The sequence below is a fragment of the Streptomyces sp. NPDC058864 genome (assembly GCF_042742985.1).
Classification (GTDB): Bacteria; Actinomycetota; Actinomycetes; order Streptomycetales; family Streptomycetaceae; genus Actinacidiphila.
Genome location: NZ_JBHYMQ010000068.1, coordinates 1 through 25,292, shown reverse-complemented (window position 1 = coordinate 25,292; position 25,292 = coordinate 1). Strand labels below are relative to the sequence as shown.

The 25,292-nt window shown below is 71.7% G+C and carries 22 protein-coding genes and 3 pseudogenes; 18 read left to right on the top strand and 7 right to left on the bottom strand.

Annotation, left to right across the window (positions count from 1 at the left end):
- Nucleotides 1-240 precede the first annotated feature (240 nt).
- The 5 genes from ACFW3D_RS34210 to ACFW3D_RS34190 are packed head-to-tail and all read left to right on the top strand — an operon-like array spanning nucleotide 241 to nucleotide 3,846.
- Entirely contained in the window at nucleotides 241-591 is a 351-nt protein-coding gene (locus ACFW3D_RS34210; protein WP_500511069.1) for a DUF6317 family protein, read from the top strand.
- Nucleotides 588-2,021 carry a putative T7SS-secreted protein gene (locus ACFW3D_RS34205; RefSeq protein ID WP_500511067.1) on the top strand — a complete coding sequence of 478 codons (1,434 nt, stop codon included), beginning with the start codon at nucleotides 588-590 and terminating at the stop codon, nucleotides 2,019-2,021. Before ACFW3D_RS34210 ends, ACFW3D_RS34205 begins: the two co-directional genes overlap by 4 nt.
- A complete protein-coding gene (locus ACFW3D_RS34200; protein WP_500511064.1) occupies nucleotides 2,021-2,701 on the top strand; it encodes a hypothetical protein in 681 nt (226 codons plus the stop codon). Before ACFW3D_RS34205 ends, ACFW3D_RS34200 begins: the two co-directional genes overlap by 1 nt.
- Before the next feature lie 21 nt (nucleotides 2,702-2,722).
- On the top strand, nucleotides 2,723-3,349 hold the full coding sequence (locus tag ACFW3D_RS34195) for a hypothetical protein (protein WP_500511062.1): 627 nt from the start codon (nucleotides 2,723-2,725) through the stop codon (nucleotides 3,347-3,349).
- Nucleotides 3,346-3,846: a hypothetical protein gene (locus ACFW3D_RS34190; protein WP_500511060.1), complete on the top strand. Its 501-nt coding sequence runs from the start codon at nucleotides 3,346-3,348 to the stop codon at nucleotides 3,844-3,846. Before ACFW3D_RS34195 ends, ACFW3D_RS34190 begins: the two co-directional genes overlap by 4 nt.
- Here ACFW3D_RS34190 and ACFW3D_RS34185 read toward each other — a convergent pair.
- Together ACFW3D_RS34185 and ACFW3D_RS34180 are read right to left on the bottom strand one after the other, a co-directional pair.
- Nucleotides 3,831-4,526: an alpha/beta fold hydrolase gene (locus ACFW3D_RS34185; protein WP_500511057.1), complete on the bottom strand. Its 696-nt coding sequence runs from the start codon at nucleotides 4,524-4,526 to the stop codon at nucleotides 3,831-3,833. The genes ACFW3D_RS34190 and ACFW3D_RS34185 overlap by 16 nt on opposite strands.
- A 19-nt stretch (nucleotides 4,527-4,545) precedes the next feature.
- Nucleotides 4,546-4,950 carry an SRPBCC family protein gene (locus tag ACFW3D_RS34180; protein WP_500511055.1) on the bottom strand — a complete coding sequence of 135 codons (405 nt, stop codon included), beginning with the start codon at nucleotides 4,948-4,950 and terminating at the stop codon, nucleotides 4,546-4,548.
- A 135-nt stretch (nucleotides 4,951-5,085) separates the two neighbouring features.
- Here ACFW3D_RS34180 and ACFW3D_RS34175 point away from each other — a divergent pair, with 135 nt between their 5' ends.
- Entirely contained in the window at nucleotides 5,086-5,595 is a 510-nt protein-coding gene (locus tag ACFW3D_RS34175) for a GNAT family N-acetyltransferase (protein WP_500511053.1), read from the top strand.
- Between the two features lie 12 nt (nucleotides 5,596-5,607).
- Here the strand turns inward: ACFW3D_RS34175 and ACFW3D_RS34170 are convergent, their stop codons facing one another.
- Both ACFW3D_RS34170 and ACFW3D_RS34165 read right to left on the bottom strand, forming a co-directional pair.
- A complete protein-coding gene (locus tag ACFW3D_RS34170) occupies nucleotides 5,608-5,958 on the bottom strand; it encodes a hypothetical protein (RefSeq protein ID WP_500511050.1) in 351 nt (116 codons plus the stop codon).
- Nucleotides 5,959-5,985: 27 nt separating this feature from the next.
- Nucleotides 5,986-6,495, bottom strand: a complete 510-nt coding sequence (locus tag ACFW3D_RS34165; RefSeq protein WP_500511048.1) for a cupin domain-containing protein — start codon at nucleotides 6,493-6,495, stop codon at nucleotides 5,986-5,988.
- Between the two features lie 242 nt (nucleotides 6,496-6,737).
- Between ACFW3D_RS34165 and ACFW3D_RS34160 the strand changes: the two genes are divergently transcribed.
- On the top strand, nucleotides 6,738-7,172 hold the full coding sequence (locus ACFW3D_RS34160; protein ID WP_500511045.1) for a hypothetical protein: 435 nt from the start codon (nucleotides 6,738-6,740) through the stop codon (nucleotides 7,170-7,172).
- 78 nt (nucleotides 7,173-7,250) lie between these two features.
- Here the strand turns inward: ACFW3D_RS34160 and eccCa are convergent, their stop codons facing one another.
- Nucleotides 7,251-11,201 carry a type VII secretion protein EccCa gene (gene eccCa / locus ACFW3D_RS34155; RefSeq protein WP_500511042.1) on the bottom strand — a complete coding sequence of 1,317 codons (3,951 nt, stop codon included), beginning with the start codon at nucleotides 11,199-11,201 and terminating at the stop codon, nucleotides 7,251-7,253.
- Between the two features lie 296 nt (nucleotides 11,202-11,497).
- Here eccCa and eccD point away from each other — a divergent pair, with 296 nt between their 5' ends.
- The 6 genes from eccD (at nucleotide 11,498) to ACFW3D_RS34125 (ending at nucleotide 18,627) form a co-directional block, all read left to right on the top strand.
- Nucleotides 11,498-12,967, top strand: coding sequence for a type VII secretion integral membrane protein EccD (gene eccD, locus ACFW3D_RS34150; protein WP_500511039.1), 1,470 nt, complete (start codon nucleotides 11,498-11,500; stop codon nucleotides 12,965-12,967).
- A 180-nt stretch (nucleotides 12,968-13,147) separates the two neighbouring features.
- Complete coding sequence (gene rpsO / locus ACFW3D_RS34145; RefSeq protein WP_018562610.1) at nucleotides 13,148-13,435, top strand: 30S ribosomal protein S15; 288 nt, start codon at nucleotides 13,148-13,150, stop codon at nucleotides 13,433-13,435.
- A 291-nt stretch (nucleotides 13,436-13,726) separates the two neighbouring features.
- On the top strand, nucleotides 13,727-15,952 hold the full coding sequence (locus ACFW3D_RS34140) for a polyribonucleotide nucleotidyltransferase (protein ID WP_018562609.1): 2,226 nt from the start codon (nucleotides 13,727-13,729) through the stop codon (nucleotides 15,950-15,952).
- Nucleotides 15,949-17,325, top strand: a complete 1,377-nt coding sequence (locus ACFW3D_RS34135) for a M16 family metallopeptidase (protein ID WP_500511037.1) — start codon at nucleotides 15,949-15,951, stop codon at nucleotides 17,323-17,325. Before ACFW3D_RS34140 ends, ACFW3D_RS34135 begins: the two co-directional genes overlap by 4 nt.
- A gap of 56 nt (nucleotides 17,326-17,381) precedes the next feature.
- Nucleotides 17,382-18,134: a 4-hydroxy-tetrahydrodipicolinate reductase gene (dapB, locus tag ACFW3D_RS34130; RefSeq protein ID WP_500511035.1), complete on the top strand. Its 753-nt coding sequence runs from the start codon at nucleotides 17,382-17,384 to the stop codon at nucleotides 18,132-18,134.
- Between the two features lie 40 nt (nucleotides 18,135-18,174).
- A complete protein-coding gene (locus tag ACFW3D_RS34125) occupies nucleotides 18,175-18,627 on the top strand; it encodes a hypothetical protein (protein ID WP_500511032.1) in 453 nt (150 codons plus the stop codon).
- A gap of 18 nt (nucleotides 18,628-18,645) precedes the next feature.
- On the opposite strand, the gene argB is transcribed toward ACFW3D_RS34125, so the two are convergent.
- Together argB and ACFW3D_RS34115 are read right to left on the bottom strand one after the other, a co-directional pair.
- Nucleotides 18,646-19,524 carry an acetylglutamate kinase gene (gene argB / locus ACFW3D_RS34120; RefSeq protein WP_500511030.1) on the bottom strand — a complete coding sequence of 293 codons (879 nt, stop codon included), beginning with the start codon at nucleotides 19,522-19,524 and terminating at the stop codon, nucleotides 18,646-18,648.
- Nucleotides 19,525-19,810: 286 nt separating this feature from the next.
- Nucleotides 19,811-20,359: an SCO5741 family PH domain-containing membrane protein gene (locus tag ACFW3D_RS34115; RefSeq protein WP_500511027.1), complete on the bottom strand. Its 549-nt coding sequence runs from the start codon at nucleotides 20,357-20,359 to the stop codon at nucleotides 19,811-19,813.
- A gap of 167 nt (nucleotides 20,360-20,526) precedes the next feature.
- Here ACFW3D_RS34115 and ACFW3D_RS34110 point away from each other — a divergent pair.
- From ACFW3D_RS34110 to ACFW3D_RS34090, 5 genes and pseudogenes are all read left to right on the top strand, one after another.
- Nucleotides 20,527-20,814 (top strand): annotated as a pseudogene (locus ACFW3D_RS34110) (FAD-dependent thymidylate synthase); the annotation flags it as partial.
- Nucleotides 20,794-21,720 (top strand): annotated as a pseudogene (locus tag ACFW3D_RS34105) (HNH endonuclease); the annotation flags it as partial. The pseudogenes ACFW3D_RS34110 and ACFW3D_RS34105, both read left to right, overlap by 21 nt.
- Nucleotides 21,721-21,723: 3 nt before the next feature.
- Nucleotides 21,724-22,173, top strand: a pseudogene (gene thyX, locus ACFW3D_RS34100) (FAD-dependent thymidylate synthase); the annotation flags it as partial.
- A gap of 168 nt (nucleotides 22,174-22,341) precedes the next feature.
- On the top strand, nucleotides 22,342-23,241 hold the full coding sequence (gene dapA / locus ACFW3D_RS34095) for a 4-hydroxy-tetrahydrodipicolinate synthase (RefSeq protein WP_500511024.1): 900 nt from the start codon (nucleotides 22,342-22,344) through the stop codon (nucleotides 23,239-23,241).
- Between the two features lie 122 nt (nucleotides 23,242-23,363).
- Nucleotides 23,364-25,049, top strand: a complete 1,686-nt coding sequence (locus tag ACFW3D_RS34090; RefSeq protein WP_500511022.1) for a ribonuclease J — start codon at nucleotides 23,364-23,366, stop codon at nucleotides 25,047-25,049.
- Nucleotides 25,050-25,292: the final 243 nt, after the last annotated feature.

Sequence of the window (25,292 nt, the reverse complement as noted above, 5' to 3'; positions counted from 1 at the left end):
AAGCGAGGACATGCCAATGGCACCTGAACATACCGGATCACGTCCCGGCCGCACCGGGCCCCCTTCCTCCCTTGCGGCGTCCGCGCACACCGCGACCGCATCGTGGGTGCGTAGAGATCCTGCGGGGAGCCTCCGGACGGGGGTGAAGCGGCACATGGGGAGCGGTAGCCTCGGTGGGTCGGCTGAAACCACCGCCCCTGGCGCTGAGGCACGGCGGGCGGTCCACGCGGGGGACAGGCATTGGGTGACCACTTCAAGGTCGAGGTCCAGGACCTCGACCGGCTGCTGAAGCAGTTGCACGACAGTCAGGACGACATGCGCAAGGCGCTGGGCGCGCTGAAGGACGTGGGTCCGAAGAGCACCGGCAGCGAGGCCCTGGACAACGCCTGCGACGAGTTCCACGACAGCTGGGACAACGCCATCGGGAAGATCGCCGACGGCACCGCGCAGATCGAGGACAAGCTCCGGGCCACCAAGAACAACTACGAGGCCACGGAGCAGGCGATCCGCGACGCCATGACGCAGGGCGCCGCGCCGAAGCCCTCGCCGTCCCCGTCACCGCAGGAGCGGCCCACGGCGGGTGCGCGATGACGGCGGCGGACTACCCCTCCATAGGCTTCGACCCGGCACCGGGGAAGCTCGAGAGCGTCGAGGACCTCAACTCCAAGCTGTCGCGGGCCGCGACGGGTCTGGACAACGCGTACACCACGCTGACCGGGATCACCAAGGGCGGCAAGACCTGGGAGGGCGAGGCGGCGAGCGCCTTCGCCGAGAAGGTCGGCGACCTGCCGCGCTACGTGGGCGACAGCAGGGACGCGCTGCGCGAGGCCTCGCTCCAGTTGTCGTCGTGGCGCTCCAAACTGGCGGAGTACCAGCAGAAGGCGCGGGAGTACGAGGCGCAGGCAAAGGCGGCCAAGGAGCGCGAGAAGTCCGGGCAGGGCGTCTACGACCGCGCGACCTCCGCCTACAACCGGGCGGCCGCGGACCCGGCGCTGCGCCTGGCCGGCCAGTATTACGCCACGCAGAGCGAACTGGCCGACGCCCAGGCGAAGATCGACGCCGCCTCGAACCGGCTGAACCAGGCGGGCAAGGACCTGGACCTCGCCGGGAAGCAGCTGGAGAAGGCGCAGCAGGAGCTCGAGGACATCATCAAGCGGGCCGAGGAGCTGCTGGAGCACCACCAGTCCGACGCCCGGGGCATCGCGGACCGGCTGCGCAAGGCCAACGACAAGGCGCCCGACGCCGGTTTCTTCGAGGGACTCGCCGACTTCTTCACCAAGGTCGGCCACGACATCCAGAACTGGTGCGTCAAGCACGCCGACCTGCTCAAGCAGATCGGTGACTGGCTCAGCATCGCCTCGACGGTGATGGGCGTCCTCTCCCTGCTCACGCTCTGGTGCCCGCCCCTTTCCGGCGCCTTCGCGCTCGCGGGCGGGGCGCTGTCGCTGGGCGCCCTGGCCACCCACGGGGCGGCGAAACTGGGTGGCGCCGACGTCAGCGCGATGGACCTGATCGGCGACGGTCTGGGCGTCATCCCCATCGGCAAGCTGGGGAAGGTCGCGATGAAGGGCGTCAAGATCCCGATGAAGCTCTACAAGGTGAACGGCCGGACCATCGCCTCCATCGAGCACGTGACCAAGATCAGGGCGCTGAAGAACGCCGGCTACACCGTCGAGAAGCTGGAGGGCAAGGTCGGTCTGCTGCGGCGGGAGGCACTGCCGGGCAGCAAGATGGTCAGCGCCGAGGGCTTCGGCAACCGCATGAAGATGGCCTGGGACAACCACGTCCTGGACACGGTGGGATCGTCCGCCAAGGAGAAGGCGCTGAGCTGGGCGGTCGAGAAGTTCGCCCCGCAGAGCGTGAAGAACTCCCTCGGCGCGGCCATCCGGGCCGACGGCACGCTCGACCCCATGTCGTGGTGGGCCAAGGGACCGCAGGTGGCGCAGCAGGCTCCCGGTATCGTGACCGGCGTCTACAACATGTTCGACAACTCGGACACGCCCGCGGCCGGGAGGCTTTGATGAGCACGTCGCTGTACGAGGCGCCGGGCGTGCTCGTGGAGTTCGAGTCCCCGGACGTCTTCCACGAGATCCCCCTGCACCTCCCGCCCGACGCCCTCGACGCGCAGGTGTCCGAACTGGCCGCGCGCATCTGGCCGGGCGGCACCGACTTCCAGCGGGAGGCCACCGCCGCGGTGTACCGCGAGGTCGCCGGGTCGCTGGACGCCGACGGGGTGCTGCACGCGGCCCTCGGCCTGTTCGCCACCGAGGACGACCGGATCAGCACGGCCAACCTCCTGGTGCGCATCGAGGAGATCGAGCCGGGCGACCCGCGGATCGCGGCGGCGGCGCTGCACGAGATGCTCTCGCTGGAGCCGCACCGGGACGTCCACGAGGTGGACCTGGAGTGCGGTCCCGCCGTGGTGTCGTTCCACGCGACGGAGGTCGACGGCGAACAGGTCGCCGCCCCCTTCGCGTTCCTGCACATCGAGCTCTACGTGCCGTCGCCCTTCGGCGGCTACCTCGTCGTCTTCTCGCTCAGCACCCCGAGCCTGGCGGACCTGCCGGTGTACGTCTCGCTCATGTCCGAGATCGGGGGGAGCGTGCACTTCGCACGCGACCGCGGCTCCTCCGGCGGTGCCCCCGGCGGGGCTCCGGAGCAGCCCGGCGCGGGCGGCGATGTCCGCTCCGTCTTCGGGTGACACAGGACAGGACGTGATCGGATGAGTGTCGTTTCGTTCCAGGTGCGGCCGCCCTCCGAACAGGAGCGCAGGCAGGCCGGCTTCAAGCTGCAGAAGGTCATCCGCCCCCGGCGGGGCGGCGAGACCGTCTACGTCGGGCACGGTGCGCCCGGCGGCGGCTCCGGGGCCGACGCGAAGCCGCGGTTCGCGATGTACCGGGACCTGGCCGGACGGGAGACGGTCGGCTTCGTCGTACGTCCGGCGGGCGGGCAGTCGTCCGGCGGGCGGCTGTCGGTGCTCGGGCCCGGCGGCGAGGAACTGGGGGAGCTGGGGACCCCGGCGAAGCGGGCGCGGTGGCGGCCGCGGTGGGAGATCAGGCTGCCGGGCGGCCGGGTGCTCGCCGGGCACGGCGGGACGCTGACCTCGTGGGTGGTCTTCGTGCTGCTGTCACCGCTGTGGCTCGTCCTGAACCTGTTCTGGGCGGTCGGCGGCACCGGGGACTCCGCCTGGTCGCTGCCCGTCCGTACGGCCTGGCGGCAGGGGGTGGGTTCCCCGGCGGCGCTGAAGTACTACGGGATGTCCGAGCGCTACAAGGTGCGCACGGACCGGCTGGACGTACGGCTGGCCTACGCGCAGGCCGTGGTGCACCGCTCGCACGGCACCGCGTGACCGCTCCGCCGCGTCTCGCCGCCCCACCGAGGAGCAGGCCGGGGCTGCTCGCGCAGTTCGTCCTGCAGTGGTTCTGGCTGCCGGTGTGGGGGGCCGTGGCGCTCGCCCTCGGGCTGGTCGTCGCGCTCGCGTCCGCGGGATTCGACCCGCCGCTCGGGTGGCTCAACCCGTGGCGGGGCGCCCTCACCTGGCCCCGGTTCCGGCTCGAGTGGGCCGCCGACCCCGCCCGGTGGGACGCGTACGCGACCGAGCGGATCCGCACCCGGACCGCCTCCGCCGAGCGCCGGCCGGCGGCCCACCGGGCGCGGGCCGCCGACGGCGCGGACGTGCTCGCCGTCACCGTCCCCGCCCGGCTCTTCCGCGGTGTGGGCCCGGACCGTGCCGCCGCCGTCGCCGCGGCGGAGGGCTGGACGGCGGAGGTGCGCGGGACCGGGCGGGAGCAGTGGAGCCCCGGTGCCCTGCACCTCCGCCGGCCGCTTCCTCAGCCCGGCAGGTAGCCCACCAGCAGGTCCGCCAGCCCGTCCGGGTCGGCGAGTGCCACCAGGTGCCCGCCCGGCAGGACGTCGGCCTCGACGCCGAGCCGTTCCCGGGCCACGCGCCGCTGGAAGTCGGCGGGGAACAGCCGGTCGTCGCGGTCCACGACGACACGGGTGGGTACGTCCGGCCAGGCGGACAGCGGGAAGGGCACGCCGAACGGGGTGTCCGACTGCGGGTTCCCCTGGGCCAGGGCCTCGTCCGCCAACGGCCCCGGGAGGTCGTGGAAGAAGGTGACGAGGGGGTCGAACTCCCCGTCCACCGGCCGTCCCTCGGCGAGGTCGAGGGCGCGCCGGGCCTCCGGCTGGCCCGTGGCGGCCCACCACTCCCCGGCGGTCTCGCCGGGGGCCGGGACCATCGCGTTGACCAGGACGAGCAGTACGAGCCGGTCCTGGAGCCGTTCGCAGGCGAGCGGCGCGCTGAAGCCGGCCATCGACTGCGCGACCAGCACCAGCGGTGCGCGGTCGCCCGCGGTGGCGACGACCGCGTCCGCGTACTCCCGCAGCCCCGCGGAGTCGTCCCCGGTGGGGAGGTCCACCGCGACCGCCGCGTGGCCGCGGCGCCGCAGCTCCGGCGCCAGCAGGTGCCAGTACCAGGTGCCGCCGCCCGCCCCGGGGACCAGGACGAAGGTCGTCTCCGTCACGTTCCGTCCGCCCCCCCCGTCAGGACTTCGCCAGGACGGAGGTGAAACTGTCCAGGATGTGGTTGGCGCCGGCCTCGGCCGTGGCGCAGTGCTCCTCGGGGACGCCGGGCTGGTGGTAGACGACCTCGGTCCGGTCGCCGCGGTCGGTGAAGGTGGCGTCCATGACGACCTCGGGGGCGCCCGGGACGTCCATCGTCCACACCAGCCGCTTGTGCACCTCCACCTCGCGGTAGACCCCGCTCAGCGGCATCTCGCCCTGCGGCGTGGTGATGGTGGCGCGCCACGCGCCGCCGGGGCGGACGTCGCTGGCGACGGTGGGCAGAGGGGCGCCGAACCACTGGGCGAAGTACTCCGGCTCGGTCCACACCTTCCACACCTTGGCGAGCGGGGCGTCGAAGACCCGGGTAATGGTGATGTCGTTCATGGTGCTGCCTTCCTGGTCGGGCCGGGCCACTGCGGAACGGCTCCGGGGATAGGACCGGGCGGCCCGGCGGAACTCATCGGTGGCGGTGTCCGACCCGTGTGGTGTGATCGGCAGGAGCGGCGAGGGGAGTCGAGGATGGGCGCGCAGGTACGGATCGAGCCGTGGGCGGAGGGCGACCTCGATCTGCTCCGCCGGGCGAACGCGCCGGGGATGATGCGCCACCTCGGCGGCCCCGAGACCGAGGAGCAACTGCTCGTCCGGCACGAGCGGTACCTGGCGAGCGGGAGCGAGGGCGGCGGCGGGATGTTCAGCATCGTCCTGATGCCCGAGGGGGTTCCGGCGGGGAGCATCGGCTACTGGGAGAAGTCCTGGCGGGGCGGGACGGTGTACGAGACCGGCTGGGGCGTCCTGCCCGAGTTCCAGGGCCGCGGTGTCGCCGCGGCCGCCGGGGAGGCGGTGATCGCCCGGGCGGCGGCCGAGAAGGGCCCGCGCTTCCTGCACGCCTTCCCCAAGGTGGACAACCACCCCTCGAACGCGATCTGCCGCAAGCTCGGCTTCACGCTGGTGGCCGAGTGCGACTTCGAGTACCCGCCGGGGCATCCCATCCGCTGCAACGACTGGCGCCTGGAGCTGTACGTCCCGTGACGCCGGCCGCGGTCACCCCAGGTCGCCGTCGCGCCGGTCGCGGGTGAGCGGGCGAAGTCGATCGAAGCGGCCCGGGGCAACGCGCGCACGCGGTCGTCGTCCTCCGGGGTGCGGACGACGCCGTCGGGGGTCGGCGCCCACGTCGGGCCCCGCCGGGGCAGCCACCCGCGCACGGGTGCGGAAGCCGGCGGCCTCCACGCAACCGGTGCGCGGTGCCCGCCCGCCGTGCGGCAGGGTGCGCCGGACGAGCTCGCCGTCCTCCCACGTCAGCGCGTGCGTGCCGCCGGGCGCGTGATCCCGGTCGGCGTCGGACAGTTCGCCCTCGAAGCCGGCGTCCGGGCCGGCGGTGCGGGCGACGGTCACCCGGGCCGGCCGGCCGGCCCGGGTCCGTCACAGCGGCTCCGGCCCGACCTGCGGCGGCTCCACGAAGAAGCTGTCGTGCCGGAGCAGGAACTCCCGGAACGCCGCACCTCCGCGCTGCGCCATCTCGGCGGCCCGCTCGAAGTACTCCTCCCGGGGCGCGCCGGGCGCGAAGAGCAGCAGCATCGACGCCGGCTCGTCGGAGTCGTTCTGGAAGGCGTGCAGCCCTCCGGCCGGCACGTGGAGGAAGTCCCCGGGACGGGCGGTGATCCAGCGCTCGCCGTCGAAGAGCTGCACCGCCCCGGACAGCACGAAGAAGGACTCCGTGATCGACCGGTGGAAGTGGGTGCTGGGACCGGGGGAGCCCGGGCCCATGTCGATCCGGTACAGGCCGAAGCCGCCGTCCGTCGACGCGTGCGTGGCGAGGTAGTGGGTGCGGTTGCCCGAGGGCGCGATCACGTCCGGGGCGGTGTCGGCGGAGCGGAACAGCGCGCTGACCTCGCCCCGTTCTCCGAGGTAACGGGGCTCGGGGTAGGACATGGTCGCTCCTGGCCTCCTTCGGCGGCATCGTTCAGACAGACCGTGCCACATCTGATCGGGGAACTCCGGCCAGCGCTCCGGGAAGGTCGGCCGAAAGGTTGACGAAGCGTGTCCGCGGGGCCCGGCCGCGCCGCCCGGCCGCGCCCCGGCGCCCGCCCGTGCCCGTGGTCGCGGCGTCCCCCGGATGGCACGATGGCATCGACGCATTCGCCACGACACTCTCGACCGGGGGAACGGAGCCGATGAGCAAGGAGATCAGCGACGCGGACCTGATGGACGTCGCCGACGACCCCGCACAGGCCCGCCGACTGCACAAGGCGCTCAGGACGCTCGCCGACAACCCCAACGTCGACGGCGCGCTCAAGGAGATGGCGCGGGAGGTGCTCTCCGGCCGTCTCGGCATGCGCGAGGCACTGGGCTCCGGCGCCTACCTCGGCGCGATCGGCGACCGCATGGCGGAGCTGAAGCGCGCCGACGAGCGGCTGACGCCAGAGGAGCGGTCGGCGCAGGAGGAGCGCGCCCGGCGCTGGTTCGAGCAGCAGGCCGGTGAGGAGGCGCGGGAGGAGCGGGGCGAGGCCCGGGAGGACGGGACGGCCCGCGGCGACCGCCCGGCGGCCGTACGGCGCGATCCCCGGGACGTGCCGCCCGCCTACCGGCCGCCGTCCCCGCGCGACTGAGGCCGCGAGCGCCGCGGGGGCGGGCCGTCCGCCCCGCCCCCGCCCGCGTGTCCCGGCGCCGTGTGCGCCGGAACGGGGTCAGCTCTCCGGCAGGAAGCCGGTCTGGATGAGCTGGTTGCCGCGGCGCCGCGTGATGAACTGCGCGCGGCCCGCCGGCAGCCTGGACGCCTTGACGTTGCCGAAGACCGGGCCCTCGGCCGGGTCGCCGGACAGCAGCACACCGGTCGCGCCCAGCTCCTTGACGCGGGTCAGGAACGGCTCGAAGGACGACCGCGACGCACCCGAGGTGCTGCGCGACAGCACGATGCGCAGGCCCAGGTCACGGGCGAACGGCAGGTACTCCATCAGCACCTGCATCGGGTTGCCCATCGAGGTGGCGACCAGGTCGTAGTCGTCCACAAAGACCCATGCGTCCGGCTCGCTGTACCAACTGCGGTTGCGCAGCTGCTCGGGCGTGACGTCCGGGCCGGGCATCCGGCGGCTCATGGAACCGGCGAGCGACTCCATGACCTCCTGCAGCTGCGGGCCGGAGGCGCAGTACTTGTACATGTGGCTCTCCGGGAGCTGTCCGAGCAGCGCCCGGCGGAAGTCGGAGACCACGAACAGCGCCTTGCCGGGCTCGTAGCGCTCGCTGACCTGCTTGGCGAGGAGCCGCAGCAGCGAGGACTTGCCGGACTCGCTCTCTCCGTAGATGACGAACAGCGGGTCGGTCTCGAAGTCCACGAACACCGGCGACAGGGTGAGCTCGTCCACACCGATCGCGATGCCGCGGTCGGAGAAGTCGCCGCCCGCGGGCAGCTCGGTCGACGGCAGCATCGTCGGCAGCATCCGCACCTTCGGCGCGGTGGGGCCGGACCAGTTGGCGTTGACCGCGGTCACGAACTGCGCCATGCCCTCCGACAGGTCCTCCACGCCGGAGGAGGCGTCGACGCGGGGCAGTGCCGCCAGGTAGTCCAGCTTCTCCGGGGAGAGCCCCCGGCCCGGCTTGCCGACCGGCACGTTCTCGGCGCGCCTGCGGTCGAACTCGGACTCCATCGGGTCGCCGAGCCGCAGCTCCAGCCGGCTGAGGACCTGGTCGCGCAGCGCGGGCCGGATCTCGGTGTAGCGGGTGGCGGTGATCACCAGGTGGATGCCGAAGCCCAGACCGCGGGTGGCGATGTCGTTGATGACCGGGTCGAGCATCTCGTAGTCGGTCTTGAAGGTGCTCCATCCGTCGATGACCAGGAACACGTCGCCCCACGGCTGGTCGGGGAAGTGCCCCGAGGCCCGGCGGGAGCGGAAGGTGCCCATCGAGTCGATGACGTTGGTGCGGAAGAACTCCTCGCGGGCGTTCAGGATGCCGTGCACCTCGGCCACCGTACGGCGGACCTTCTCCGCGTCCAGGCGCGAGGCCACCCCGCCGACGTGCGCCAGCCCGTCCAGGGCGAGCATGCCGCCGCCGCCGAAGTCGAGCGCGTAGAACTGCACTTCCTTCGGGGTGTGGGTGAGCGCGAAGGACGCGATCAGGGTACGGACCAGCGTCGACTTGCCGGACTGCGGGCCGCCCACGACCAGCGCGTGGCCGCCGGAGCCCGACAGGTCCGCGTACATGACGTCGCGGCGCTGCTCGAAGGGCTTGTCGACCAGGCCGACCGGCACCTGCAGCTTGCCGGCGGCGGTGTAGCCGTCGGCGTGCAGACCCCGCTCGGCGCTCACCGTCAGCGGCGGCAGCACCTGGTCGACGCTGAACGGCTCGTCCAGCGGCGGCAGCCACACCTGGTGGGCGGGCGGCCCCTGGCCCTCCAGCCGGCCGACGATGACGTCGAGCACGGTGTCGGCCAGCGCGTCGTCGACCTGCCCGGCGCGCTGCTGCGGCTCCGGCTCGGTGACGATGCGCACCGGCACGGGCGAGGCGGTGAACAGCACGGGGGAGCGGTCGACGCGCGCCCCGCTCGCCGTGCGGGTGCCCGGCGCCCGGTAGGTGCCGGACACGTACGCGGCCTTGAACTGCACCATCGTGTCGGTGCCGTACTTCAGGATGCCCGCGCCGGGGACGTTGGGCAGGTGGTACGCGTCGGGCACGCCGATCGCGGTGCGCGACTCGGCCGCGGAGAAGGTCCGCAGACCGATGCGGTACGACAGGAAGGTGTCCAGGCCGCGCAGCTTGCCCTCCTCCAGGCGCTGCGAGGCCAGCAGCATGTGCACGCCCAGCGAACGGCCGATGCGGCCGATCTGGATGAACATCTCGATGAAGTCGGGCTTCGCGGCCAGCAGTTCGGAGAACTCGTCGATGATCAGGACCAGCGAGGGCAGCGGGTCGAGCGCCGCGCCCGCCGCGCGGGCCTTCTCGTAGTCGGTGATGTTGGCGTAGTTGCCGGCCTGCCGCAGCAGCTCCTGGCGGCGGGTCAGCTCGCCGGTGATGGAGTCGCGCATGCGGTCCACCAGGGTCAGCTCGTCGGCCAGGTTGGTGATGACCGCCGACACGTGCGGCATCGTGCCCATGCCGGTGAAGGTCGCGCCGCCCTTGAAGTCGGCGAGCACGAAGTTGAGGGTCTCCGAGGAGTGCGTGACGGCCAGGCCCAGCACCAGGGTGCGCAGCAGCTCCGACTTGCCGGAACCGGTGGCGCCGACGCACAGCCCGTGCGGGCCCATGCCCTCCTGCGAGGCCTCCTTGACGTCCAGCATGACCGGCTCGCCGGTCTCGCCCAGGCCGATCGGCACCCGCAGCCGCTCGTGGAGCGTCCGCGGGCGCCAGGTCCGCGCGACGTCCACCGAGGACGCGTCGCCGATCCCCATCAGGTCGGTGAAGTCCAGGTTCGCCAGCAGCGGTTCGTCGGCGTCCGCGGCGCCGAGCCGCAGCGGCGCGAGCTGCCGCGCCAGCGACTCGGCCTGCACGGGGGACAGCACGTCGGGGATGCCGGTGAAGGTGCCGGCCCCGGCCTCCAGGTACAGCTGGTCGCGCCACACCTGGATCGACAGCGAGCCGCGCGCGTCGTCCAGCTCGCCGGGGACGACCTCGAGGATCGTGACGCCCTGCAGGCCCTCCGCGGAGGCGATCACCGAGTCCGCCGGCACGCCGCCGCCGTCCAGCACGATCACCACGTGCGGCTGGTCCAGCACCGGCTGGCCCTCGCGGTTGAAACGCGGCCGGCCGTCCAGCTCGTCCGCCAGCAGCTCCTCGACCTCACCCAGGTCGCCGCATATCAGACGGCGCGAGCCCGCGCCGTCGTGCTCCTTGTGCTGCGCGTGGGGCAGCCACTTGACCCACTCCCACTCCGGCTGGGCGCCGGGCGCGGCCACGACGGCGACGAGCAGGTCCTCCGGCGAGTGCAGGGAGCACAACTGGCCCACGATCGAGCGGGTCTGCCCGTAGACGGTGTCGGGATCACCGGAGACCGTCACGTGGTAGAAGGAGCGCAGCCCCACCGCCAGCGGAAGGTTGTCCAGCGAACCGTGCGCGGCGATGAACTGCTGCATCGAGTGCGCGGTCAGCGGCTCCAGTTCGTCCACCGGGGCGGTCTCCGGCGCCACCAGCGGCGTCGACAGCTGCTGCGGGCCGAGGCCCACCCGCACCTGCGCGAAGTCCGGGTCCGAGGTGCGGCGTTCCCACACCCGTGAGCCCTCGGCGACCAGCGCCCACAACTGTTCGGGAGCGGGATGCAGGTAATACTGCGCGTCACGCTGCTTGCGGGCGGTCTTGCGCACCCCCCGGCGCACCTGCGCCAGGTACTTCAGGTAGTCCCGGCGGGCCTCCGCCATCTGCCCCGACGGCCCCTTGCGGGCGCGCACGATCTGGGCCACCACCATCGCCACGGTGGAGCCCATCATGAGCACGCCCATGACCTTCATGAACCCGCCGGACGTCCCCGACCCCGTGGGCAGGAAGAAGAACGCCGCCGACGAACCCATGCCGAGCATCGGCAGCAGGTTCATCAACAGGCCCTGGTCCTCGCCGCGCGGCAGCTCGGGCGGGGCTTCGAGCCGTACCTCCTCACTCGGCACCTCCGGCGGGTAAACCCGCGGCGGGCGCTTGATGACGACCACGCTCACCGATGCACCAGTCCTTCACGCGAATCGCAGTTTCGGGCCGCCCCCGTGGCGACGGTCCCCCGTATGACACGTCCCGGTCGCGCTCCACCCCCGCACGGGGCGGGCATTGGACCACAGGCAGGTGGCGATCCTACTGGGCATGACAGTTCCAGGGCACTGGGACGGGTGGGGGACAAGGGACTTGGGGTACCCGGTAGGGTGACGGATCGCGAAGCGCGGAACGGGGGTTCCGGCCCTGGACGGCCGCGCGGACCCGACCCCAACCCACCCATCACCGGACGAGGGGGACACTCCAGGTGAGCACGGTCTCAGCGACGGGATTCTGCAGAGTCACGGTGGCGGCGCCGAACAGCCGGATCGATGTGGCGCTCCCGGAGGACGTGCCGCTCTCCGACATCCATCCGGAGATACTGCGCCTGTCGGGCCAGACGCCCGACGAAGCCGCCCCCACCGGCTACAACTTGGTCCGCCGTGACGGACGTGTCCTCGACGGCACCCTGTCCCTGGCCGAACAGCGCGTGCACGACGGTGAGTTGCTGCTGCTGCGCCCGTTCGCGGACTCGCTGCCGCCCGCCGTGTTCGACGACGTCGTCGATGCCGTCGCCGCCGCGGTCGAGACCGACCGCCGCAGCTGGAACGACGGCCTCATGCGCGGCGTGGGCCTGACCGCGGGCGTCATCCTGCTCGCCCTCATGGCCTTCGTGCTCTGGTTCTCCGAGCCGGTCAAGCACGACATGCACGGCCTGCCCGGCATCCTCGCCGGCGCCGCGGGCCTGGTGCTGGTGGCCCTCGCCTCGGTGCGCGCCCGTGTGTACGACGACCGCCACTCCGCCGTCGCCCTCGGCCTCGCCTCCCTGCCGCTGCTGCTCGTCGCCGGCTCCGGGATCATGGGTCTCGGCGGGAACGAGGGGCCGGGCCGGCTGCACTTCCTCATCGGCTGCGTCGTCGTGCTCATCGCGGCCGTACTGCTCGTACTGATGCTGCCCCAGGGCGACGCGCCGTTCGTCGCGGCCTCGTTCACCGCCGGCGTCGGCACCGTGGCCACCTTCGTGGCGATCCTCACCGACGCCGCGCCGCGCGAGGCCGCCGCCGTCACCGCCGTCGTCATGATCGCCGTCATCGGCTTCCTGCCCGGCTGGTCCGCCCGCTTCGCCCGGCTGCCCATCGGCTTCCGCTCGCCCGACCAGGTCCAGGCCCGGCACCGCGGCGACGGCGACCGGCAGGGCGAGGAGGAGCCGGTCGACTTCGACCGGATCACCAACCAGGCCCGCCGCGGCCACGAGCTGCTGCTCGGCCTGGTCGGCGGCTGCGCCGCCGCGATCGTGGGGTGCGCCGGCGTCGTGCTCGGCTTCTCCGACAGCTCCTGGGCGCAGCTGCTCGCCCTCGCCGTCGGCCTGGCGACGCTGATGCGCGCCCGGCTGTTCCGCTACACCTCGCAGGTCGTGACGCTGATGGTCGCCGGTGTGATCACCGTCGGGCTGCTGATCATCGGCCTCTCCCTCAACCTGCCGGCCGACGTCCTCACCGACCTGCTGCGCGGCAACCACTCCTCGCTCGACATCCGCACCGTGTGGCTGTCCGCCGCGGTCGCGCTGGGTGCCGCCCTCCTCCTCGCGATCGCGCTCGTCGTCCCGAGCAAGGGCGTCACCCCCTTCTGGGGCCGGATGCTCGACCTCGCCGAGGCGACCGTGCTGCTCTCCCTCATCCCGCTCGCCCTCGCGGTCCTCGACCTGTACGCCGAGGCCCGCGGCATGACCAGCGGCTGAGCCCGCCGGCCCGCGGCACCCGCCACCCCGGCCCCGGACATCGCACCGGGCCCGGGGTGGTACTCTGTGTAACCGATGCGTCCGCCCTTGCGCGGCGCGTTATGCCTTCCGGGTCATCGAAGCTTCTCCTGTGACGCAGACCAGGGGCGCTCGGAGGCACCGACACCACAAGGAGACCGTATGTCGCTCGACGTCGCGACGAAGAAGCAGATCATCGCCGAGTTCGGCACCAAGGAGGGCGACACCGGCTCCCCCGAGGTCCAGGTCGCGCTGCTCTCGCGCCGCATCTCGGACCTGACCGAGCACCTCAAGACCCACAAGCACGACCACCACTCCCGTCGTGGTCTGCTGATCCTGGTCGGCCAGCGCCGCCGCCTGCTGCAGTACCTGGCCAAGAAGGACATCCAGCGCTTCCGTGCGCTGGTCGACCGCCTCGGCATCCGCCGCGGTGCGGCCGGCGCCCGCTGAGACGCCGTGGAGGGAGCGGTTCCCAGCCGGGGGCCGCTCCCTTTGCGTACGTACGGGGCCGCGCTGGGCGCGAGACCGGGGCCGGGACTTTGTAGTCTGGTCCCATACACAACGCCATAGAGCATGCGGAGGGAGCGTCCTCCTAGCGCCACCAGAGCCGGTCCTCGGTAGTGGCCCCCGGGCAGCACGTACGTCCCGGTGGCTTCGATCGAAGACCGGCCCGGCGGGACGCCCCTCCACCGACGGTCCCCGGGAAGACGCCCGGGGGCACGAAAGAGGAGAATCCCCATAGTGGAGAACGAGACCCACTACGCCGAGGCCGTGATCGACAACGGCAGCTTCGGCACCCGCACGATCCGCTTCGAGACGGGCCGCCTGGCCCGTCAGGCCGCCGGCTCCGCCGTGGCCTACCTGGACGACGACACCATGGTGCTGTCGGCCACCACCGCTTCGAAGCACCCGAAGGACCAGCTCGACTTCTTCCCGCTGACGGTGGACGTCGAGGAGCGCATGTACGCGGCCGGGCGGATCCCCGGTTCCTTCTTCCGCCGCGAGGGCCGCCCCTCCGAGGACGCGATCCTCACCTGCCGCCTCATCGACCGTCCGCTGCGCCCGTCCTTCAAGAAGGGCCTGCGCAACGAGATCCAGGTCGTGGCGACGGTCATGGCGCTCAACCCCGACCACCTCTACGACGTGGTCGCCATCAACGCCGCCTCCTGCTCCACGCAGCTCGCCGGCCTGCCCTTCTCCGGCCCGGTCGGCGGCGTGCGCGTCGCGCTGATCCGTGGCCAGTGGGTCGCCTTCCCGACCCACAGCGAGCTGGAGGAGGCCGTCTTCGACATGGTCGTGGCCGGCCGCACCCTCGAGGACGGCGACGTCGCGATCATGATGGTCGAGGCCGAGGCCACCGACAAGACGATCAAGCTCGTCGAGGGCGGCGCCGAGGCGCCGACCGAGGAGATCGTCGCGGCGGGCCTGGAGGCCTCCAAGCCCTTCATCAAGGTGCTGTGCAAGGCGCAGGCCGACCTCGCCGCGAAGGCCGCCAAGGAGACCGCCGAGTTCCCGATCTTCCTGGACTACCAGGACGACGTGTTCGAGGCGCTGGAGTCCTCGGTCGCCGACGAGCTCAAGCAGGCGCTGACCATCGCCGGCAAGCAGGCCCGCGAGGCCGAGCTGGACCGCGTGAAGGCGCTCGCCGCCGAGAAGCTGCTGCCGCAGTTCGAGGGCCGCGAGAAGGAGATCTCCGCGGCGTACCGCTCGCTGACCAAGAAGCTGGTCCGCGAGCGCGTCATCAAGGACAAGGTCCGCATCGACGGCCGCGGCGTCACCGACATCCGCACCCTGGCCGCCGAGGTCGAGGCGATCCCGCGGGTGCACGGCTCGGCGCTGTTCGAGCGCGGCGAGACCCAGATCCTGGGTGTCACCACGCTGAACATGCTCCGCATGGAGCAGCAGCTCGACACGCTCGCGCCCGAGACGCGCAAGCGCTACATGCACAACTACAACTTCCCGCCGTACTCCGTCGGCGAGACCGGCCGCGTGGGCTCCCCCAAGCGCCGTGAGATCGGCCACGGCGCGCTGGCCGAGCGGGCGATCCTCCCGGTCCTGCCGGCCCGCGAGGACTTCCCGTACGCCATCCGCCAGGTCTCCGAGGCGCTGGGCTCCAACGGCTCCACCTCCATGGGCTCGGTCTGCGCCTCCACCATGTCGCTGCTGAACGCCGGTGTGCCGCTGAAGGCCCCCGTCGCCGGCATCGCCATGGGCCTGATCTCCCAGGAGATCGACGGCGAGACCCACTACGTCACCCTCACCGACATCCTCGGTGCGGAGGACGCCTTCGGCGACATGGACTTCAAGGTCGCCGGCACCAAGCAGTTCGTCACCGCGCTGCAGCTGGACACCAAGCTCGACGGCATCCCGGCGTCGGTCCTGGCCGCGGCCCTCAAGCAGGCCCGCGACGCCCGTCTGCACATCCTCGACGTGATGATGGAGGCGATCGACACTCCGGACGAGATGTCGCCGAACGCCCCGCGCATCATCACCGTCAAGATCCCGGTGGACAAGATCGGTGAGGTCATCGGCCCCAAGGGCAAGATGATCAACCAGATCCAGGAGGACACCGGCGCCGAGATCACCATCGAGGACGACGGCACCATCTACATCGGTGCCGCCGACGGCCCGTCCGCCGAGGCCGCCCGCGCCACCATCAACGGCATCGCCAACCCGACGATGCCCGAGGTCGGCGAGCGCTACCTGGGCACGGTCGTGAAGACCACCACCTTCGGTGCCTTCGTCTCCCTGCTCCCGGGCAAGGACGGCCTGCTGCACATCTCGCAGATCCGCAAGCTGGCCGGCGGCAAGCGCGTCGAGAACGTCGAGGACGTCCTCGCCGTGGGCTCCAAGGTCCAGGTCGAGATCGCCGAGATCGACCAGCGCGGCAAGCTGTCGCTGATCCCGGTCATCGAGGGCGAAGAGGCCGCGGCCGACGACAAGGCCGAGGACGCGTCCGAGAAGTGACCACCCGCACCACTCGTGTGACGGCCCGCCCCTCCACCAAGGGGCGGGCCGTCCGCACGCAGACCCTCCTGCCCGGCACCGACGGCATCGGCACGGTCCGGCGCAGCGTCCTCCCCGGAGGACTGCGCGTCGTCACCGAGACCCTGCCCACCGTGCGCTCCGCGACCTTCGGCATCTGGGTCGGCGTCGGCTCACGCGACGAGACACCGGTCCTCAACGGCGCCACGCACTACCTGGAGCACCTGCTCTTCAAGGGCACCGCGCGGCGCAGCGCGCTGGAGATCTCCGCGGCGATCGATGCCGTCGGCGGCGAGATGAACGCCTTCACCGCCAAGGAGTTCACGTGCTACTACGCGCGTGTCCTCGACACCGACCTGCCGCTCGCCATCGACGTGGTCAGCGACATGCTGACGGGCTCCCTGATCCGCCAGGAGGACATCGACGCCGAGCGCGGTGTCGTCCTGGAGGAGATCGCCATGACCGAGGACGACCCCGGTGACCAGGTCCACGACCTGTTCGCCACCGCCATGCTGGGCGACTCCCCGCTGGGCCGCCCCGTCCTCGGCACCGTCGACACCATCAACGCCCTCACCCGCGACCAGGTCGCCCGCTTCTACCGGAAGCACTACGACCCGACGCGGCTGGTCGTCGCCGCCGCGGGCAACGTCGACCATGCCACCGTCGTCCGCCAGCTCCGCAAGGCGTTCGAGGACGCGGGCGCCCTCCGCGACGCGGACGCCGTGCCCCGCCCGCCGCGCGGCGGCGCCCGCACGATACGCGGCCACGGGCGGGTGGAGCTGCTGGAGCGCCGCACTGAGCAGGCCCACGTCGTGCTCGGCATGCCCGGGCTGTCCCGGCACGACGACCGGCGCTGGGCGCTCGGTGTGCTCAACACCGCACTCGGCGGCGGGATGAGCTCCCGGCTGTTCCAGGAGGTCCGCGAGAAGCGCGGCCTCGCCTACAGCGTCTACTCGTACACCTCGTCCTTCGCGGACTGCGGCCTGTTCGGCGTGTACGCCGGCTGCCAGCCGCGCCGCGTCCACGAGGTGCTGAAGATCTGCCGCGAGGAGCTGGACCAGGTCGCCGAGCACGGGCTGAGCGACGAGGAACTGCACCGGGCCATCGGCCAGTTCTCCGGCTCGACCGTGCTCAGCCTGGAGGACACCGGCGCGCTCATGAACCGGATCGGCAAGAGCGAGCTCTGCTGGGGTGAGCAGATGTCGGTGGACGCCACACTGGAGAGGATCGCCGCGGTCACGCCCGACGAGGTGCGCGCGGTCGCCCGCGACGTCCTGGGGCAGCGGCCCTCGCTGGCCGTCATAGGCCCGCTGAAGGACCGGCAGGCCGCCCGCCTGCACGAGTCCGTCGCCTGAGCCCGAGCCTGAGCCGTACCGACCGTCTCGAACGTCTGGACCGGAGGACTGGAACGATGAGCAAGATCCGCGTGGGTGTGATCGGGGCCCGGGGCCGCATGGGCGCCGAGGCGGTCAAGGCCGTCGAGGCCGCGGACGACCTGGAGCTGGTCGCGGCGATCGGCCGCGAGGACAAGCTGGAGACCCTCGCCGAGAACGAGGCCCAGGTCGCGGTCGAACTGACCACCCCGGGCTCGGTCATGGGGAACCTCGACTTCTGCCTGCGGCACGGCATCCACGCCGTCGTCGGTACCACCGGCTGGACCGACGAGCGCCTGGACACCCTGCGCGGCTGGCTCGGCCAGGCCCAGGGGACCGGCGTGCTCATCGCGCCGAACTTCGGCATCGGGGCGGTCCTGGCGATGCGCTTCGCCCGCCAGGCGGCCCGCTTCTTCGAGTCCGCGGAGATCGTCGAACTCCACCACCCGGACAAGGTCGACGCCCCCAGCGGCACCGCCGTCCGCACCGCCCAGCTCATCGCCGACGCCCGCCGCGAGGCCGGGCTCGGCGAGCAGCCGGACGCCACCGCGACCGCCCTGGACGGGGCGCGCGGTGCCGACGTCGAGGGGGTGCCCGTGCACGCGGTGCGGCTGCGCGGTCTCGTCGCCCACCAGGAGGTGCTCTTCGGCGACGCCGGCGAGGTCCTCACCATCCGTCACGACTCCATGAACCGCGGCTCCTTCATGCCGGGCGTGCTGCTCGGCGTGCGCAGGGTCGTCTCCACGCCGGGGCTCACCTTCGGCCTGGAGCACTTCATGGACCTCGACTGACCGACCGAGAGACACAGACTGAGAGCCGGGTCCGCCCACCATGCGCGCAAAGATCACCTACTTCGTCCTCGCGGCCGTCCTGGTCGTCTACTTCGTGCTGGCCGGCGCCCGCGGCGTCTGGCTGATCCAGGACGGCCGCCCGGTCACGGTGGTGTTCGGCGTGGCCGTGCTCGTGCTGCCGCTCGTCGGCGTCTGGTTCCTGGTCCGTACGACGCAGTTCGCGCACAACGCGGACCGGCTGGCCCGGGAACTGGAGGCCGAGGGCGGGCTCCCGGAGGACGAACTGGTGCGCACCCCGAGCGGGCGGGTCGACCGGGCCTCCGCCGACGCGGTCTTCGTCAGGCGCAAGGCCGAGACGGAGGCCGCACCGGACGACTGGCGGGCATGGTTCCGGCTCGCGGTCGCGTACCACGACGCCCGTGACACCCCGCGGGCCCGCAAGGCCATGCAGCGGGCGATCGCGCTGCGCGGGAAGGCCCCGCGGACCCCCTGAGAGGGGTCCGCTCCGGCCTCAGCCCGGCAGGACGGTCGTCCCGGACTCCCCGGGGGCGCCGGTGAGCGCCCGCAGCAGGGCGTGCGGGACACGGCCGTCCAGCACCCGTGCGCTGAGGACACCGGCGCGGACCGCGCGCAGGCAGCTCTCCATCTTCGGCACCATGCCGCCCCCCAGGGACGGCAGCACCAGCTCCAGCTCCGTGGCGGTGAGCCGGTCCAGCACCCGCTCCCGGCGCGGCCAGTCCGCGTACAGCCCGGGCACGTCGGTCAGCACCACCAGCGCCTCCGCGCCCAGGGCGGCGGCGAGCGCACCGGCGGCCGCATCAGCGTTGACGTTGTAGACCTCGCCGTCCGTGCCGCGGCCGAGCGGCGAGACCACCGGGACGTGGCCGTGGTCCAGCAGCACGTCCAGGGCCGCCGTGTTGACCTCCGTGACATCCCCGACCAGGCCGATGTCCAACAGCTCGCCGCCGACCTCGGCGTACCGGCGCACAGCGGTGAGGGTGTGCGCGTCCTCACCGGTGAGCCCGACGGCGTACGGCCCGTGCTCGTTGAGCAGCCGCACCAGTTCCCGCTGCACTTTGCCGGCGAGCACCATCCGCACCACGTCCAGTGTCTCCGGCGTGGTCACGCGCTGCCCGCCCAGGAAGTGCGCCGGCACGCCCAGCCGGTCGAGCTGAGCGCTGATCTGCGGACCGCCGCCGTGCACCACCACGGTCCGCACCCCGGCCCGCCGCAGCCGCACCACGTCCTCGGCGAAGGAAGACAGCAACGGCCCGTCGGTCATGGCGTGCCCGCCGAACTTCACGACGACGGTCCGGCCCCGCAGCCGTTCCAGCGCGGGCAGCGGCCCGGGACGGCTGAGGAGCGGCTTCGGGTGGGGCGGTGCGAACACAGTCGCTCCAGGTCCTCGACGGGCCAAGTCGGCCGGACGCTAACAGCCGGAGGCGAACACCCGATGACGCCCGTCTGTCGGCCACCCGGCGTGCACGGCGCGGCCGGGAAGCGGGCCGCCGGCACCGTCCGGGGCGAGTTCGCCGGGGCGCGGGGCGGCGTACACGGACGGGACCCGGAAGCTCGCCCCGAGTGTCGTGATCACCACCGGCCGAGTCCCTCGGCGCCGACCACAAGGCCGCCGAGGTCAGCGGGCACGCCTGCGGTCAGGACGGCCCTGGCGGGCCCTACTGGCCCAGCTCGGCGGCCCAGCCCTCTATGGCGTCGGCCGCCTGGTCGAAGGCCTCCGTACGGCCCAGGAAGTCCGCGTTGTGGTCGGTGAGCAGTGGCCGCAGCCGCTCGCCGTTGGCCCGCGTGACGACCAGGGCCTGGCCCTGCACGGTCCGGGGCAGCCCCAGCCACTTCACCGGCTGCTGGGCCGTACGGACGGAGCCGACCCGGTTCCACGGCAGCGTCGTGGTGTACAGGAGCCCCACCTGCCGCAGCCCGCGCGCGCTCACCCAGATCCCCACGCGCAGCAGACGCAGCGCGCAGCCGATCGCCAGCACGGCGGCGGCGATCGTCGTGGCCACGCCGGGCCCGTTGCCCGAGAGCCCCATGATCACCGCCGCGAAGAGCAGGTACGAGGCGAGCATCAGCAGCATCGCCGCCGCGGCGACCCGCCAGGGCCCCGGGCGGTAGGGACGGATCCACCCGTCCTGGACCCGGTGCGGAAGGGCGGCGTCCGCGGCGTACTCGTCGTGGCCGCTGTCGGCGGCGAGGAAGGGCAGAGACACATCGGTGAGGCTAGCGGGCCCCGCCGGGACCGGCCAGCAGTGGTCCGCCGGTCGTCTGCCTTGCTCCGCTTTGCGGGGGGTGGGGCAGGTGTCGGCGGGTGTCGGGCGATGTCGGAGCGGGCGCATAGGCTGGGCGCCGCCCCAAGCTCCGTGAGGAAGGAAGCCCGGTGACCGACACCTCCGCCGACGATTCCGTGCAGTTCCGCGACGACGTGACCGTCGAGCTCGTCAAGCACAGCGCCGCCGACTCCGACGTGCTGTGGGCCGCCCGGGTGTCCACGGCCGGGGAGCAGTCCCTGGCGGAGCTGACCAAGGACCCGGAGCGTTCCAAGGGCCTGATCAACTACCTCATGCGGGACCGCCACGGCAGTCCCTTCGAGCACAACTCGATGACCTTCTTCATCAGCGCCCCGATCTTCGTCTTCCGCGAGTTCATGCGCCACCGCGTCGGATGGTGCCTCGCGGGTGACACGGAGATCACGCTGGAAAGCGAGGCGGGCAATCTGCGGCGGCGGTCGATCAAGGAATTGCACCGCCTCTGGCACGCCGGCGTGGAGGACCGGCTGCCCGCATCCGCCGGAGGGGTGTCGTGGCACGCCAAGGCGGGCAAGTGGATGGCCCAGGTCCGGCGCGGCGACAAGAACCACTACCTGGGGCTCTATGAGAGCCGTGACGCTGCCGACAGCGCCGTTGCCGAGTTCCGTGAACAGCACCCGAGCACGCGTCTGCGCAAGCTCGAGTCCGTCCGTCGCAACCACGTGCGCTGCTACGACGAGGAGACGCTCCTCGCCCAGCGGGCTCGCATCGTCGACGTCATCGAGTCCGGGGTCAAGCAGCTCATCAAGATCACGACGGCGTCCGGCCGGGTCCTGCGGTGTTCCGTGGACCACGCGATCCTCACCCCGGAGGGCTGGGCGAAGGCCGGGGAACTCGCGGCAGGAGATGCCGTCATGGTCGCCGGGACGGCCCCCCGGCCGTCCCAGGCCCTGGTGCCGCCGAGCCTCCGCCGCGGTATCGGTGTGTGGACGTCCATGCAACGGGAGCGGCTGATCAAGGAGACGGACACCTGCTACATGTGCTCGCGGTCCTTCCCGCGGGAATCGCTCGCTCTGGACCACCGTGTTCCCGTCGCCGCCGACCTGGGGCTCGCTCTGGACACCGGTAACCTCGCTCCGGCCTGCGAAGACTGCCACACCCGCAAGAGCGGGGAGGAGCAGGCACTCGCGAAGCGCGGCGGCAAGATCGCGACCGCCGTGCCCGAGCGGATCCTGGAGATCGTCCAGGACGGTGAGGAGATGACCTACGACCTGTCCGTCGAGGGTCCGTGGCACAACTTCGTGGCCAATGGCATCGTCGTGCACAACTCGTACAACGAGGAGTCCGGTCGCTACCGGGAGCTCCAGCCCGTCTTCTACGTCCCCGGTGAGGACCGCAAGCTGGTGCAGCAGGGCCGCCCCGGGAAGTACGAGTTCGTCCACGGGTCCCCGGAGCAGCACCGGTCGGTCGTGGACGCCATGGAGGCCTCCTACCGGCAGTCCTACGACGCGTACCAGAAGATGCTGGCGGCCGGCGTCGCCCGCGAGGTCGCCCGGGCCACGCTGCCCGTCGGCCTGTTCTCGACGATGTACGCCACCTGCAACGCCCGCTCCCTGATGCACTTCCTCGGCCTGCGCACCCAGCACGAGCTCGCCAAGGTGCCGTCCTTCCCGCAGCGGGAGATCGAGATGGTCGGGGAGCGGATGGAAGCCGAATGGGCGAAGCTCATGCCGCTCACCCACGCCGCCTTCAACGCCAACGGCCGGATCGCTCCGTAGCAGGTCACCACTCATCCGGAATCTTCCGATTGCCGGGTTTCATGCAATTCGTCTAGTCTTCAGAAACGGATTCCGGTGCTGCTTGAACCCCCGAGCAGGCAGCGCCGGAGTCCTCATCGCAGGTCCCGAGGGGGTGTCCCGCCACCGGCACCGAGTAGCGTTGGACCCATGGCTCCGACCTCCACCCCGCAGACCCCCTTCGGGCGGGTCCTGACCGCAATGGTCACGCCGTTCACCGCGGACGGCGCCCTCGACCTCGATGGCGCGCAGCGGCTCGCCGTCCACCTCGTCGAGGCAGGCAACGACGGCCTGGTCGTCAACGGCACCACCGGTGAGTCGCCGACCACCAGCGACGTGGAGAAAGAGCAGCTCGTCCGGGCCGTACTGGAGGCGGTCGGCGACCGGGCCTTCGTGGTCGCCGGCATCGGCACCAACGACACCCACCACACCGTCGAGCTGGCCCGCCAGGCGGAGCGCGCCGGAGCCCACGGCCTCCTCGCGGTGACGCCGTACTACAACAAGCCCCCTCAGGAGGGCCTGTACCGGCACTTCACCGCCGTCGCGGACGCCACCGGCCTGCCGGTCATGCTCTACGACATCCCCGGCCGCAGCGGTGTCCCCATCGAGACCGAGACCCTCGTCCGGCTCGCCGAGCACCCCCGGATCGTCGCCAACAAGGACGCCAAGGGCGACCTCGGCGCCGCGAGCTGGGCCCTGAGCCGCAGCGGCCTCGCCTGGTACTCCGGCGACGACATGCTCAACCTGCCGCTGCTGTCCGTCGGCGCCGTCGGCTTCGTCTCCGTCGTGGGACATCTGGTCAGCCCTGAGCTCCGGGCCCTCCTCGAGGCGTATCTCTCCGGTGACGTCCACAAGGCGGCCGAGATCCACCAGAAGCTGCTCCCGGTCTTCACCGGCGTCTTCCGTACCCAGGGCGTCATCACCACCAAGGCCGCCCTGGCCCTGCAGGGGCTGCCCGCCGGCCCGCTCCGGCTCCCGCTCGTGGAGCTCGACGAGGCGGCGACGGCACAGCTGAAGCAGGATCTCGCCGCCGGCGGGGTACAGCTCTAACCAAAGACTTAAGAACTGAATATCGCTCCATGAGGACAACGCAGAAGAAAGCACGCTGTCACGCGCGCACGGTGTCCCGGGCTTCCGCCCGGGGTCCGTGGTGTGCGTGGTGAGGAGAGACTTTGAGCCATCCGCACCCTGAGCTCGGCCCACCCCCCGCGCTCCCCGAAAGGGGCCTGCGCATCACCCCGCTCGGCGGTCTCGGAGAGATCGGCCGCAACATGACGGTCTTCGAGTACGGAGGCCGGCTCCTGATCGTCGACTGCGGGGTGCTCTTCCCGGAGGAGGAGCAGCCCGGAGTTGACCTGATCCTGCCGGACTTCACCTCGATCCGTGACCGCCTGGACGACGTCGTCGGCATCGTCCTCACGCACGGCCACGAGGACCACATCGGCGCCGTCCCCTTCCTCCTGCGGGAGAAGGACGACATCCCGCTGATCGGCTCGAAGCTGACCCTCGCCCTCATCGAGGCGAAGCTCGCCGAGCACCGCATCCGCCCCTACACCCTCGAGGTGGCCGAGGGGCAGCGCGAGCGCATCGGGCCGTTCGACTGCGAGTTCGTCGCGGTCAACCACTCCATCCCCGACGCCCTCGCGGTCGCCATCCGCACCCCGGCCGGCATGGTCGTGCACACCGGCGACTTCAAGATGGACCAGCTGCCGCTCGACGGCCGGCTCACCGACCTGCACGCCTTCGCGCGCCTGTCGGAGGAGGGCATCGACCTGCTGCTCTCCGACTCCACCAATGCGGAGGTGCCCGGCTTCATCCCGCACGAGCGGGACATCTCGCCGGTGCTGCGCCAGGTCTTCGCCAAGGCGGAGAAGCGGATCATCGTGGCGAGCTTCGCCAGCCACGTGCACCGCATCCAGCAGGTCCTGGACGCCGCCCACGAGCGCGGCCGCAAGGTCGCCTTCATCGGCCGCTCCATGGTCCGGAACATGGGCATCGCCCGTGACCTGGGCTACCTGCGGGTCCCCCCGGGGCTCATCGTGGACGTCAAGACGCTCGACGACCTCCCCGACGAGAAGATCGTCCTGGTGTGCACCGGCTCCCAGGGCGAACCCATGGCGGCCCTGTCGCGGATGGCCAACCGGGACCACCAGATCCGCATCGTCGAGGGCGACACGGTGGTCCTGGCCTCCTCGCTCATCCCCGGCAACGAGAACGCGGTCTACCGGGTGATCAACGGCCTCACCCGCTGGGGTGCCAACGTCGTGCACAAGGGCAACGCCAAGGTGCACGTCTCCGGCCACGCGTCCGCCGGCGAACTGCTGTACTTCTACAACATCTGCAAGCCCCGCAACCTCATGCCGGTCCACGGCGAGTGGCGGCACCTGCGCGCCAACGCAGAACTCGGGCAGGCCACCGGCATCCCGAAGGAGCGCTGCGTCCTCGCCGAGGACGGCGTGGTCGTCGACCTCGTCGACGGCATCGCCAAGATCACCGGCAAGGTGCAGGCGGGATACGTCTACGTGGACGGCCTCTCCGTCGGGGACGTCACCGAGACCTCCCTCAAGGACCGCCGCATCCTCGGCGAGGAGGGCATCGTCTCGGTGTTCGTCGTCGTCGACAGCACCACCGGCAAGGTCGTCGGCGGCCCGTACGTCCAGGCGCGTGGCTCCGGTATCGACGACGAGGCCTTCAACGCGGTCCTCCCCAAGATCGAGGAGTCCCTCGCCCGCGCCGCCTCCGACGGTGTCGCCGAGGTCAGGCAGTTGCAGCAGCTCATCCGCCGCGCGATCGGCAAGTGGGTCTCCGACAACTACCGCCGCCGTCCGATGATCCTCCCCGTGGTCGTGGAGGTCTGACGCACCACCAGGAGCGGGGCACCCTCGATTTGCATCGGGGTGCCCCGCTCCAGTACGTTGTCACAACCCCCGCGACGAGAATGCCACGGAGACGTGCGTCCTCACAGCGGTCCGGTAAATCCGACGGAAAGCATCTGCTAAAGTCGGGGAGCGCGAAAGCCGAAAGGCGGAAACGCAAAAGCGGTAAAAGCAGGGAATCCCCGCCGGCGGGAATCGGGCCCGAAAGAGTCTGATAAGCTGGTG